Source organism: candidate division KSB1 bacterium, assembly GCA_034506395.1.
In the GTDB taxonomy this organism is placed as follows: domain Bacteria; phylum Zhuqueibacterota; class Zhuqueibacteria; order Thermofontimicrobiales; family Thermofontimicrobiaceae; genus Thermofontimicrobium.
Genome location: JAPDPQ010000022.1, coordinates 76782 through 90526, shown reverse-complemented (window position 1 = coordinate 90526; position 13745 = coordinate 76782). Strand labels below are relative to the sequence as shown.

The window sequence follows — 13745 nt, the reverse complement described above, 5'->3', positions numbered from 1 at the left end:
TTCAATCGTAAAATCGAAAAACCGATAGACTTTTTTTCCTCCTTTGCGAGCCATACGGATCTCGGTAGTTCTCCAAATATAAAGAGCGTCTTATGATTGCAGCTAAAATCTAAGACATAAATTTTTCATTGTCAAGAAATAATTTTTCATTTTAGTAAATAGAATGTGCTTGAAGAGCGAACATGCCGTAATTTTTTCAAAATTTTTTCATGGTTTTATCAAGCAAGTCATCAAAATTATTTTTAAATTTTCTTGTTAAAAAATTCCATGGCTTGAAGAGATATACTTTGTGTTCAATGGGATAGAAGCAGGAGTTGATTAAATCAGGAGAAAATCATTAGAAAGAAAATAAAGGAAATCAACATTATTCAATACCACAAAAGGGTAAAAAAAGGCCAAACTCCAGCAATTGCATGTTGTCCAATTTGCGGAAGTCAGGAGCTAATTACCCTAGCGACGGCAGCACAGCTTACTGGATTGAGCCTTGCGACACTTTACCATTGGATGTCTAACCATAAGATCCATCATATCCGATTAACGGAAAATGAAGTGATGATATGCTGCCAGTCATTATCGGAAATTATTAGAGCACAAATTCCTAACACCCAAAATAATCTGCATATTGATAGCTGATTTTGAGAAACAGAACCTAGAGCGCAACCAGGAAGTAGGCGCAGTCAAGAACAACAAATGAGTTCATTTTGATCGGCATTTTTAGTTGAGATGCCAGGATTATGCTGGCTAGGTCATGAACAATCCAAAAGTTCCGAATTGGACCAGACAATGAACCCTCCAGAGCATAAAAAAAATTGGATTGCTTTGAATCATTGTCGTGGGTGTAATGGCAGGAAGTTACGATCAAAAGTCAAATTGGTGAAGCAGAGTGACATGAGGTCGTAATAATGGTAAATGAAAAATTGCCGCCCGAAACTGCGAAGGCGTGTTCGATGCCAAAGGCCTTTCAACCAGCGTCTACTTTTATCATCTCCAAACAGAGGGATTTCAGCAAACGAAAAAACTCGTGTTTTTAAGATTAGAATAAGAACTTTCAACCATGAAATTAGGAGGGAAAAATGAGAGCGTTCATTAACTCATTGATCACCATTTTACTGATCGGGGTGGCAAGCCTGCTCGCCTGTCAACGGCCTAATGCGACAAAAGAACTAAAGGCCGTTGCGGATGCTTACTTGAAAATCTGGAACACAGGGGATGTCGAAATGCTGGGGGCTGTCGCAGATTCCAATATTGTTTTTCATGAAAACGCCAGACCCATTGTAGGGCTGGACTCGTTGAAAAAATATATCGCTGCACTCCGAACCATCTACCCTGACTTTACTTTGGTAGTAAATGAAGAAATCTATGTCTCAGACAAGGCAGCAGTGCGCTGGACGGTTACAGCTACTCCTACCGATTCAGGCATATATCCTGGTACAGGTAAACAGGTTAGAGTTATTGGTATCAGCTTTTTGCATTTTGCCCATGGGAAAGTAAAAGAAGAGTGGGCGATGTGGGATAATCAATCGTGGCTGGAGCAACTCGGCTTTTCCTTTGTCCCAGCCGAAAGCAAGAAATAGCCCATTAGTCAGCGATCGGTTTGAGGTTTTCAATCATAGGAGGAGATAAACATGAAAACCTTTTTCGCTTTCCTGACTCTGGGACTCATCCTGACGGTGAGTCTGCCTGCTTTAGGCGATTTTCCCATCCGCCAAAGCAGTAACAAAGAAACCGAGCCTGTTGTAGTCTATAATTCCACCGATAACGAATATCTGTTGATTTGGAGTGAATGGATTCCCGCTGGAAATTTTTACATACTTGGCCCGGTGATGGGACAACGAGTTTCTTTTCGTGGTACAAAATTGGGAGCGCCGTTTCAGATTGTGGGCATGGCGGCGAAACCGTCTGCAGCTTACAATTCTAAATCCGATGAATACCTGGTTGTCTTCCAAGGTTTGGGCGATATCCTTGGCCAGAGAATTAACCATGACGGCAAGTTAATTGGCGGAGCGGTGCAGTTAATGACCAATGCCGGTTATCCGCGCATTCTTTACAATGAACTGGCCAATGAATATTTTCTTGCTGCGTATAGTTTTGCCACCATACACCATTCCATTAATGTGAGAAGAATCGATCCCGAGTTGCAAAACCTGGGATCAATTAAAGACCTCTTGGTTTCGAACGATTCAACCTACTGCCTCACTTATGCGCCGATCGCCCCCAAAGGCCGTTATCTTTTATCATGGTGGCCTGAAGGGCATCGGCTACTCGATTGGGAAGGAAATCTGATTAAATCCATTAAGCTTGATACCGGTTATCCCACCGGTGGTTATGCCGATGGCGAGGGGTATATTGGATACAGTGCAGATTATGTGCAATCCGCTTTTGGGTATAAAGACGGCAACCCAGTGTTCCTGGTGGTGTGGGACGATACGAATAATAAATGGCCCTGGCCCGAACTCCCCGGCGTAACAGCGACTTTGGGTGGCGTTTGGGGTGCGTTCATTGATGCCGTTAATCCTCCAGCGAATGTAACAAACACCTATTTTCCGGTGACCGATATTCAGCTCGTTCGTTGGCACTATGGCCGCTGGAAGCCCGAAGTTGTCTACAACAAAGTTGCGCAAAAATTCATGGTCGCCTGGAATGAAACCCCAACCAATGCAGCGAGCAATGATGCCACAGTCAATCACATCCGGGCAACTACCGAGTTTAAGAATGTGGTGGGCTTTGCGAATGTCGTTCTGTCAAGAACCAATGGCAATGAAGACCCGGATTATCCAGCCATTGCGGCGAGCACAACCGGTGCCTCGGCATTGGTGGTTTGGCAGGACAAGCGCAATGTTTCATCCACCGATATTGATCTCTACGGAAATATTTTTGCGGCCACTCCGGTGAACAACACCAACCCTGGCACCAACATTCAGGTCAATTTGGGCAGCGGAGTTACCGTGACATTTGATGGTGTTACCGGCGCTGGCAACACTACGTTGACGATCTCAAACAGTGGGTCGCCGCCTCCTGGTGGCTTCACGATTGTACCATCGGGCTCGCCAACTTATTATTCGATTACGACCACGGCAACCCACACCGGCAATATCAAAATCTGTATTCAATACAACAATGCCGGTATGACGCCCCAGCAAGAGGCTGGGCTTAAGTTGCAGGTCTACGAATCGGGGCAATGGAAAGATGTCACCACCTCGCTGGATGTCAATGCCAATACCATTTGTGGCACGGTGGGCCATCTGTCCGATTTTGCGGTGATGATGCCATTTGCCACAGAATCTATTACCATTATTAGCCCCAATGGCAATGAGGATTGGACCGTTGGCTCCGAGCAACGGATCAAGTGGACCAGCGCCAATCTCAATAATCCAATTCGGATCGAATATTCGACAAACTGTGGCGCTTCCTATGCCACCATTGTCATTTCAACCGCAAACACTGGCTCTTATGACTGGGCGATTCCGAACACGCCCTCGACAACTTGTGCGGTCAAAATTTTAGATGCGGTCGATGGCATCCCATGGGACATTAGCGATGCAATGTTTACCATTTCTCCTATTGCCCCACCAAGCATCACCGTCTTGCAGCCCAATGGTGGTGAGAAGTTGTCAGCAGGATCCGAGTGCGGGATCGAATGGGTCTGCGCCAATTTCACCGAGCTTGTGCACATCGAATATTCGACCGATGGCGGGATGTCGTTTTCCACCATCATCGCTTCCACCGAGAATGACGGCGCTTATGTGTGGAAGGTGCCAAATACCCTTTCGGAGCATTGTCGCATCAAAATCTCCGATGCGAACGACGGTAATCCTGCCAATACCAGCGATGCGGACTTTGCGATTGTGGTAGCCCAAACACACAGTCCAATCCTCGTGACCACTACCGAGGAGTCTGGTCCTGGTTCGCTCCGTGAAGCCATCTTGCAGGCCAATGCCCGTGCTGGAATCGATACGCTCTTTTTCCAGATACCGCAAGGAGTGGCCGGATACGATGCCGACGTCGGGGTTTGGACCATTCGCCCAGACAGCGCACTGCCTGGAATATCGGATGAAGGGCTGATCATTGATGGCCGTTCGCAAGCGGATTTTATCGGCAAGGATACCAATCCTCATGGGCCGGAAATCCAATTGGACGGCACGGAAGCCGGTGCTAGTGCCACGGGGCTTACCGCTACTGCGCCGCATGTGGAGATTTATTCGCTTATCATCAATCACTTCAAAAATGCCGGTATCGAGATGGTTGGTGTTGGCAGCGGAAGAATCTCGGGCTGCTACGTTGGTACCGATTTCGCGGGTTTATCCGTTGCGGGCAATCGTTTAGGCATCTGGTTGCATGGCAAAACGCGACACCTACACATTGCCCCGGTGGATACTTTACCCAATGTGATTTCAGCAAACACTGAAGCAGGTATTTTCATCTCCGATAGTTCTTCTCACAATGTGGTGCTGGCCAATTTCGTTGGGCCCTATCGGCCTTTTGATAGCGCTGAGGGCAACGGCATCCAGGGCATCCTCATTCAAGACAAAAGTGACAGCAATGAAGTGGTGGACAATCGCATCTTCCGCAACGGCTACGGGGTTTACATCGCCGGATCAAGTGGCAATGTGGTCGCCAACAATTGGATCGGAACCAATCCCGACTGGGAGCCACTCGGCAACAAAAATGATGGTGTGTACATCTCGGGCGAGGCGCAAAATAACCTGGTGATCGAGAATTTGATCGGCCATAATGGTGGGCATGGGGTGCTGGTTCTGGGGACAGCCGCCATCCGGAATCGTACTACCCGCAACGCAATATCTCAAAACGCTGGTTCTGGAATTAAAAATTTGTATGGCGGCAACACGGAACTCGCTCCGCCAACCATTCAATCAGTGACGGCTGCCAAGATAACTGGCTCGGCTGGTCCAGGACAGACGGTTGAAATCTATGCCGATGAAAACAGCCAGGGACACATCTATCTGGGCTCAACCGTCGCGGATGCTGTTGGAAATTTTGTTCTGGCGTTATCGGGAGCGGCGCCATTGCCATTTATCACAGCAACGGCAATAGATACTAGCGGAAACACCTCCGAATTCAGTGCCCCGGTTGCTACAAAGGTTGAGGCAAGCCCTCAGATGCAGTTACCAAAGGAATTCTCCCTGAGCCCGAATTATCCCAATCCTTTTAACCCTTCAACCACGATTCAGTACGATTTGCCGCTGCCAGCTTACATTACCCTCAAGATCTTTGACCTTATGGGACGAGAAATCCGAACGCTGGTGGATACGAAAAAAGAAGCCGGTTGTCATCATGTTGTGTGGGATGGAAAAGATGGCCACGAAAATAACATGAGCAGTGGCGTGTATTTTTGTCAAATGAATGTGCGGTCTGAAGAGCAAATAATTTTCAGGGCAACGAGAAAGCTAATTTTCATCAAGTGAATGAAAGTTGGATGAAAGACGCTGAGAGGGAATTTATACAGTTGCCAATAATCTGCTGAATATATAAAATTGGATGATGAGAATAATGGCAAGCGTTACGCCCCATTACTCTCATCATTCTGTAATTTCTTTGGCTCATTCTTCAGATATACGCTCCCATTGTTACTCCACAATTATCTCACCGTTCAAAGGCTAGCAGAAACTTTTTCCATTTCAAATAGTTTTTCTATCGTTCAGATTAAGATTATTATCAGGAAGATTTGATAAATCGGAGGCGAATTTGGAGACTCAAAAGATCAAACAACCCTCGTCGCGCACTTGCTTCATGTGCGGCAAACAGAATGAGCTCGGCTTGAAAATGGAATGGTACAACAACCCAGTAACGAATCAGGTCGAGGGGACGGTGACTGTTCCCGAGCATTTCAATGGCTATCCCGGCATTGTGCATGGCGGAATTGTGGCGGCGATTTTGGATGAAACCGCAGGCCGAGCCGTCATGCTCGATGGCAATTTTGATAATCTATTCGTCACGTTGAAATTGGACATCACTTACCGAAACTTCACTCCAACGAATATACCCCTCAAGGCGATTGGTTGGCTCGTTAGTGAGGGGAACCGCAGCCGAAAAGTGGCGGCAGAACTCCGCCTGCCTGATGGTACTGTCACCGCCGAATGCACTGCGGTGGTCGTTCGGCCAACGCCAGAGGTCTTGAAAAACTGGGAAGCCGAGCGGCCATTCTGGCGAGTTTATGATTAATTTCGTCCATATTTGGAGGGCATAACTATTTTCAGGTCGTCATATCTCTTAAGCCCATTTACCGTGGAGAATCCTGAATGAACCGAAACTATCTTTACCTGGTCGTTGCCATCTCTGGTGCATCAGTTTTGGCGTTGGAAATTCTCGGAACTCGTATTTTGGGTCCTTTCTATGGGGTCAGCATCTTTCTCTGGTCGGCACTAATTACCGTGACATTAGCCGCTTTGAGCGTTGGTTATTTCATTGGAGGTTGGTGGGCAGACCAAGGCGCCAAAATTGAACGACTGAGCCTGTTGCTTGCAGGTGCGGGTCTCTGGCTACTGATCATCCCATTGATCAAAAAGGTCATGCTATCGCTAATTGAGCCGTTAGGATTGCGTCTATCGGTGCTGGTCGCTGCGGCAATTCTGTTTTTCCCACCCCTCACATTATTAGCGATGATCAGCCCATATGCCATCAAACTCAAAACCGCCCACCTGAACGAGGTGGGGCGGAGCGCTGGAAATCTTTATGCCATTTCAACTCTCGCCAGTGTCATCGCGGCACTATTGACCGGGTTCTGGCTCATTCCAAATTTCGGCATCCAGCGATTGACGTTATTCATCGGTTTTATACTGCTATTGACGGCGGCGCTCTTGATGCTCTTGGGCAAAAAATCAAAACTCCCTTTTATTGCAGAAATCTTTGTCCTTATCTCCTTGACCTTCATCTCCTGGAAAACCTTTGCTGAGAAGCCGCAACCAGAGCAGGGATTGCTCTGCATTGAACAGAGCGCGTATGGTGAAATTCGGGTGATAGATAAGAATGAAAGCCGGTACCTCCTAATTGATGGAGCGATTCATTCCATCGTTAATCCTGCGCTTTTTTTTGAGCCACAGCATGGATACGTTGTAGTGATGGACCTCAACCGGAATTTTTTCGATCGTGCGGGCAGCATGTTGCTCATCGGATTGGGGGGCGGCTCAATCGCCAACTCATACTCCGCGGCTGGCTGGAAAGTGGATGCCGTCGAAATTGATCCAGTAGTCACCCAAATCGCGAAAAAATATTTTGGATTTCGCAGTGAGGATTGTCGAGTCTTTCATGCGGATGGCCGTCAATTTCTTCGTTCGACAGAAGAGAAGTACGATCTAATCATCATGGATGCGTTTGGCAGCGGCTCGATCCCGTTTCATCTGATCACAAAGCAATTTTTCGAGCTTATCCAGCAGCACCTTCAACCAGATGGAGTCTTTGCCATCAATGTGCAAAGCATCGGATGGGAGAGCCAATTGGTAAAGGCTGTTGCCGCTACTTTGAAATCGGTTTTTAGTGAAGTTTTTGCCCTGCCATTGCACGAGCCGCCCAATGTTCTGGGGAATGTCATTGTTGTTGCGGCGAACCGAACTCTGGAATTTCCCGAAGAGTTGCTCGGCAAACCAGCCGATTACGTCAATGTCGATCCGTATGAACATTGGAAGGTGGTGCAGCGAAACCACGCTTGGGACAATCGCTTCGTTCCAAAAGCTACCGAGGCTCCGATTCTCACCGATAACAACAATCCCACTGATATTTGGTCCGAGGAGATCAATTTCCGAGAACGCCAGGAGTTGCACCGTTTTTTTGGCGCTATGGGTGTGGGATGGTGAAAGGGGCATCTGGCAGTTGAGCAATGGGCGATTGCCAATCAGGAATCAAAATTTTGCCCAATATCCAAGAAATTCCTTGCATTACAAATCAATATCTTTTCGGCATCTTGACGAAATCAAAGAACCCAAAATTTAAAAATCGGATTTTCTCGATCGGCCTGCAATTTGGAGGGTAAAATTTTTATATTACTTCTTGATTATTCGGATCAGACGATTGGCAATCTGAGGGAGAGGCGATTCGGAAATAATCGAACTTCAGATGAAAATCGGTCATGCGGCGGTCATTTCTGGATTATGCTTCAATGACTGCTTTGGTAAGTGAAAACATCGAGCAAAAGGGATTCAGATTCGATTGATAGTCACATTCAAATTAGAAAGCTCTGATCTCCCCAGTGACCTCAACGACGACTGGAACCTCATCCAGGTTCTTAGGAATTTTTTGACGCAAATTCGGATCGTCAGTTTTGATCATGACTTTAATGCATAAGCGATTATTCTCCATTGCTCCAATCGCAACGCCCACCACACCCTCAATAGCCATTAATGAATCAACATGTGAATCCATCACGGCTTTGACCTGCTGAAATTCTTGCTGATCCATGGTGATCTCCGATTTGTTTTTCTGACATGTGGCAATCAAAATGACCAACATTGCCAACAGAAAATATTTAATGATAGAGCCATCCATAATTCCTAATCGGCAATAATGCAAAAACGTCCACTTTTCCTCCAGTGGACGTTTTTGCGGTTTAAATAATTAATATTGACTCTTAATTTCCAACCATGGTAGCGCCGAAGAACGATAACACCTGGTCGATCGGATTGGCAATGGCGGTTGAACTGCTGCCTGCAAAAAGCAGTCCAATAGCACGCGGATTGGTGCTGACGTCCTCGACCATCAACGATCCCGAGTCGCCACTTGCGAGGAACTTGCTGGCACGGTTGCTGACAACAATCTGTCCAGTAAAGGTTTTTGTGAATGCCGCACCACCAGCGCATTCATTATCATAAGCAACGCTCACCGTGGCGTTCAGCCCAGAGATGGTGCTTCGGGTCAAACCAGTAGTCCGTCCGCTTTTTTTGACTTTTTGATTGATTGCAGCAGCCACGGTCTGCGAAGAAATTGTTCCGATTTCAAGAATAGCGCCATCTTCACGCACCATGCCAGGGATAATTTCAGCAATGGAAGCGTCGACATTAGAATTAGGCAAGCTGCTCGATTTCACCAGTGTGGCAACATCCTGCGCATTGGCCGCATTACAACTAACATCGATCAAGCCTGGTTGAATGATCGGATCGCCGGTCTGAGCGACTCGATTGTTGCCACCGAGGACGATATCGGATTCAAACACGTGATAATTGCTGAGGATATATTTCTTTCCGCCTTTGGTGATCAATGATCCCAGCGTCCCGCCGCAGCAATAGCCATTGGCCAAATCGTATCTCCAACCGCCGGAGGTCCCCAATTGAATCGGTGGGGTCTGCTTCGCAGTATGGCTTACTCCTCCGCTGGGAACTTTCATGGGTCGGATCACACCAGTGACTTCGATGACCACAGGGACGCCATCAATATATTCTGGTATATCTTTCCCAAGCTTTAATTTATCGGTCTTGGTCATCACCATGATCGCTGGTTTGCCATCAGCGGTAAGAGTGACAGCGGTTCCGACGACTTCGGGATTGGACATCAAATCAGGTGTATGGGCTTCTTGTATAGCCATAGTCGCCTGAATTTGAGGGTGTGCTTTGTTTAGCTGGATCGGCTCTTGCACAGTCGGCTCTACCGGGGATTGTGTCGTTTTCTCGCAACTCATCCAGATCGCGAAAGAAGCCAGCGCAAGAACAACGGAGAGGACCGCTAATAATTTTGGGGCTCGGTTCATAAATCCTCCTGTTGAAAAAGTGATTGGTGAATGTAACCTGAATGGAAGGGACATTGCATAAAATTTACGCTATTATATAACATTTTTCGGTCAATGTCAAGAGAAAATTTGGGGTGACAATAAATGATTTGCATAAAAAAGGCCAATATTCCATTCAAAGATGAAATATTGGCCTCGTATCATTTTCGATTTTGAAATTATCGCTTTAAGGATTTATAATAGCTTCTTGTGCAAAATTATCAACTCAAATTGAGTTGTTACACTGGAAGCCTGTTAGCTGCCGCGAAGCTTTTCTCGCGCTTATCCTATCCAATGGGTAATGTCAAGATTTCTGCAATCGGGGGATGGCATCATTGGATTAGAATCCAGTATTTTACCAAACAGATGCCCTTTCCCCAAAGGCATAATCTCTATTTGCCGTTCTTCCCATTTTTTCGCTTTTGAACGATCTCTTCAGCAATGGTGAATGGAACGACTTCGTAATGGTTAAAGTGCATAGTAGCACTGGCGCGACCTGAAGTGATGTTGCGGAGCTCGTTGGTATAACCGAACATTTCTGCCAAAGGGACCTGCGCTTTAACAATCCGCGTTCCATTTTTAATGTCCATGCTCAAAATCTTGCCGCGCTTGGTGGCAATGCTTCCAGTGATGACACCCAGATGATCTTCTGGCGTGGTAATTTCGACCGCCATGATCGGCTCCAGCAGCTTTGGGCCTGCTTTTTGAAAGGCCGATTTGAAGGCAATGGCCGCTGCCGTACGGAATGCCATTTCTGAGGAATCCACTTCATGATACGAGCCGTCCAATAACGTGCAGCGAACATTGACCACTGGGAAGCCAGCATAGGGCCCTTTCTCCATGGCGTCGATGATCCCGCGTTCGACCGCAGGGATATATTCTTTGGGAATCACGCCGCCGACGATTTTGTTGATGAATTCAAATCCCTTGCCAGGAGGAAGCGGCTCTAATTCGATCACCACATGGGCATATTGGCCATGACCACCCGTCTGTTTCACATATTTGGTGGTTTCAGTTACGCTGCGATAAATGGTCTCCCGATAAGCGACCTGAGGGGTGCCGATTTTCGTTTCGACATTAAACTCTCGTTTCAGTCTGTCCAACAAAATTTCTAAGTGCAATTCTCCCATGCCTGAAATGACGGTTTCTCCTGTCTCGCGATCAACCCGGACGTTGAACGTCGGATCCTCATCAGCCAATTTCTGTAAGCTTATCCCCAATTTATCCCGATCCTGACGGCTGCTCGGTTCAACGGCAACGGACACCACAGGGGTCGGGAACTCGATCGCCTCTAAGACAATCGGAAATTCCTCGTGACAGATGGTGTCACCCGTCATCGTTTCGTTCAATCCAATAACCGCGCCAATTTCACCGCAATAAATTGCCTCACGCTCCTCAATTTTGTTCGCGTGGACCTGATAAATCCGGCCAATTCGCTGTCGGCGCTTTTGCGTAGAATTGTATACGAACTCACCGGCCTTCACCGAGCCTGAATAGACGCGGATATAGGATAATTTTCCGCGATGCTTATCGGTCATAATTTTAAATACCAGCGCTGAGAAGGGCTCATCGTCTGAAGGCAGCCGTTGGGGCACAGTATCTCCTTGTTTTGCTATCCCAATTACTGGGGGCCGATCTTCTGGCGATGGCAAATAGTAAACAATCGCATCCAGCAGACGACGGATGCCCTTGTTTTTGTATGCGGAGCCGCACATCACAGGAACGATTTCAAGGTTGATCGTTGCCTTTCGAATTCCTGCTCGAATCTGCTGCTCTGTTATGTCTTTACCAGAGACATATAGCTCGAAAAGTTCTTCATCCTGTTCTGCTATCTTTTCGATCAGATTGTTTCGATATTTTTCTGCCAGCGGCTTTAGGTCCGATGGAATTTCAGTCTCAGTATAGGTGAGCCCATAATTTTGGTCATCATAATAAATGGCTTTCATTTCGACCAAATCGATGATTCCAACAAACTGATCTTCCTGACCAATTGGAATAGCTATTGGAACAACATTGGCATTGAGCGTTTGCTCAATTTCTTTTACGACAGTGAAATAGTCTGCCCCAACGCGATCCATTTTGTTGATAAAAGCTATTTTCGGAATATTATATTTTTCGGACTGTCGCCAAACCGTTTCTGATTGGGGCTGCACACCGCCGACGGCACAGAACAGCGCGATCGCGCCATCCAGCACGCGGAGGCTTCGCTCCACTTCAGCGGTGAAGTCGACATGGCCTGGCGTATCAATGATGTTAATCTCATGGCCGTTCCATTTGGTTGTCGTGGCTGCAGCGGTAATTGTAATGCCGCGCTCCTTCTCTTGCTCCATCCAATCCATCGTCGCACTGCCATCATGGACTTCCCCCAGTCGATGGATTCTGCCAGAATAATACAAAATTCGTTCAGTTGTGGTTGTTTTTCCAGCGTCTATATGCGCCATGATCCCAATATTGCGGACCTTACTTAATGGTAATAAACTTGACACGTCTTTTCTTTCTCCTAAAAAAATATGGATTCAAAAGCTGATTTAACTATAAAAACGCTTAATGCTACCAGTAATCGCTTCAGATATTTGATCTCATAACTGCGAAAAACCTTGGCCAAAGCTGGATCTGACACATGGCGATTCAGCTCAGATACCCTCGCTCAGAAAGCCTCAATTGATTTTGATTGATTTGATTAGTTGAGCGGCAGGTCAACAGTTAGAGAAATATATTTTAGTCGTTACTGGATTTTAAATTGCAGTTAAATGTAGTTATCGGTCATTTGTTCCAAAGATTACAAAAAAATTTCGTCAAAAGGATTAGATTCTTGGGATCAAAAAAGGATTCATCGAATGAAAAATTTTCCTGAGTAAACTCGAGAGTAGGTGATTGAGCATTCATAGGGTTAGACAGTTGCATATAAATTCATTCAGCAAAACTTTTCATGCGTCACTCAGCCAGAAATTTTCGCTTGATTATTGGGAATTTTTTTTGTATATAATCAGACAACAGCTAACATATGACTAAATTATGATTCGTTCATCAAGTTTTAAGCGATAAGCTTTGAAGAAAAAGAATGAAAGCATCAAAACTGAATGGAGATTTTCAATGAAAGCAATGAATCGGCGAGAGTTTTTAAGAATAGCGGCAGCTTCTGGAGCGGCCGTTGCGGGGGGAATTTCCAATGGTGCTTTGTTCGGAAGTTATGACCAGCTTGAAAGCCATGCGAGATTGGCAGTGGTCCAAAATGGTTTACCAGCGGCCATGGTACAAAAAGCAATTGAAGCCCTGGGTGGTATTGGGCGATTTGTAAAACGAGGGGATGTGGTGGTTGTGAAACCAAATATCGGCTGGGATCGGGTGCCAGAACAAGCAGCTACGACCAATCCCGAGGTAGTGGCAGAGATCGTGCGATTGTGTCTCCACGCTGGGGCAAGCAAAGTCAAGGTTTTCGATCGGACTTGCAATGAGCCGCGACGTTGCTACCATCGCAGCCAGATCGAACAGTTGGCGCGGCAGGCAGGCGCCGAGGTGAGTCATATCTATGAGCAAAAGTTTAAAACCGCTGCAATTCCAAATGGCCAGCAGCTTAAATCGTGGCCGTTCTATGCTGACGCGCTGGAAGCCGATGTCTATATCAACGTCCCGATCGCAAAACATCACTCATTATCGCGCCTTACACTGGGGCTCAAAAATACCATGGGCATCATCGGCGGTAATCGCGGGCAAATCCATAACCATTTCGATCAAAAGATCGTTGATCTCAATACGGTTATTCGGCCGCAATTGACGATTATTGATGCAGTTCGCATTTTGGTGAACAATGGCCCTCAGGGCGGTAATCTCAATGATGTGAAAGAGACAAAAACCATCATTGCGAGCATCGACCCAGTGGCTGCAGACGCTTATGCTGCCACCCTGTTTGGATTGCGGCCAACCGAGCTCAGCTTTTTGGTGGAGGCTCAAAAACGAGGGCTGGGAAGCTTCGACTTTAATCAAATGAAAATCGAAAAGATCGATCTAAAAGCTTAACCTCGAAAGTGCATCAGAT

Annotated in this window: 8 protein-coding genes; 5 read left to right on the top strand and 3 right to left on the bottom strand. The window is 46.5% G+C overall.

What is annotated here, in order from left to right:
• Positions 1-1073: 1073 nt before the first annotated feature.
• The 4 genes from ONB37_14025 (at position 1074) to ONB37_14010 (ending at position 7808) form a co-directional block, all read left to right on the top strand.
• Entirely contained in the window at positions 1074-1574 is a 501-nt protein-coding gene (locus ONB37_14025) for an ester cyclase (GenBank protein MDZ7401275.1), read from the top strand.
• Positions 1575-1625: 51 nt separating this feature from the next.
• Complete coding sequence (locus ONB37_14020; GenBank protein ID MDZ7401274.1) at positions 1626-5423, top strand: right-handed parallel beta-helix repeat-containing protein; 3798 nt, start codon at positions 1626-1628, stop codon at positions 5421-5423.
• A 280-nt stretch (positions 5424-5703) separates the two neighbouring features.
• The gene (locus ONB37_14015) at positions 5704-6180 is read left to right on the top strand and encodes a PaaI family thioesterase (protein MDZ7401273.1); all 477 of its coding nucleotides are present in this window, start codon (positions 5704-5706) and stop codon (positions 6178-6180) included.
• A 77-nt stretch (positions 6181-6257) separates the two neighbouring features.
• A complete protein-coding gene (locus ONB37_14010; protein MDZ7401272.1) occupies positions 6258-7808 on the top strand; it encodes a fused MFS/spermidine synthase in 1551 nt (516 codons plus the stop codon).
• A 370-nt stretch (positions 7809-8178) separates the two neighbouring features.
• On the opposite strand, the gene ONB37_14005 is transcribed toward ONB37_14010, so the two are convergent.
• The 3 genes from ONB37_14005 to fusA all read right to left on the bottom strand — a co-directional run bounded on the left by ONB37_14005 (position 8179) and on the right by fusA (position 12195).
• A complete protein-coding gene (locus ONB37_14005; protein MDZ7401271.1) occupies positions 8179-8409 on the bottom strand; it encodes a hypothetical protein in 231 nt (76 codons plus the stop codon).
• A 169-nt stretch (positions 8410-8578) separates the two neighbouring features.
• Positions 8579-9691, bottom strand: coding sequence for a S1 family peptidase (locus ONB37_14000; protein MDZ7401270.1), 1113 nt, complete (start codon positions 9689-9691; stop codon positions 8579-8581).
• A gap of 410 nt (positions 9692-10101) precedes the next feature.
• Positions 10102-12195 carry an elongation factor G gene (gene fusA / locus ONB37_13995; GenBank protein ID MDZ7401269.1) on the bottom strand — a complete coding sequence of 698 codons (2094 nt, stop codon included), beginning with the start codon at positions 12193-12195 and terminating at the stop codon, positions 10102-10104.
• A gap of 616 nt (positions 12196-12811) precedes the next feature.
• Between fusA and ONB37_13990 the strand changes: the two genes are divergently transcribed.
• Positions 12812-13726: a DUF362 domain-containing protein gene (locus tag ONB37_13990; protein ID MDZ7401268.1), complete on the top strand. Its 915-nt coding sequence runs from the start codon at positions 12812-12814 to the stop codon at positions 13724-13726.
• Positions 13727-13745: the final 19 nt, after the last annotated feature.

Excerpts from the sequence above, each read along its gene's own strand:
- ONB37_14020 (MDZ7401274.1), top strand. The coding sequence starts at position 1,626 with ATGAAAACCTTTTTCGCTTTCCTGACTCTGGGACTCATCCTGACGGTG.
- ONB37_13990 (MDZ7401268.1), top strand. The coding sequence starts at position 12,812 with ATGAATCGGCGAGAGTTTTTAAGAATAGCGGCAGCTTCTGGAGCGGCC.
- ONB37_14005 (MDZ7401271.1), bottom strand. The coding sequence starts at position 8,409 with ATGGATCAGCAAGAATTTCAGCAGGTCAAAGCCGTGATGGATTCACAT.
- ONB37_14000 (MDZ7401270.1), bottom strand. The coding sequence starts at position 9,691 with ATGAACCGAGCCCCAAAATTATTAGCGGTCCTCTCCGTTGTTCTTGCG.
- ONB37_14010 (MDZ7401272.1), top strand. The coding sequence starts at position 6,258 with ATGAACCGAAACTATCTTTACCTGGTCGTTGCCATCTCTGGTGCATCA.
- ONB37_14025 (MDZ7401275.1), top strand. The coding sequence starts at position 1,074 with ATGAGAGCGTTCATTAACTCATTGATCACCATTTTACTGATCGGGGTG.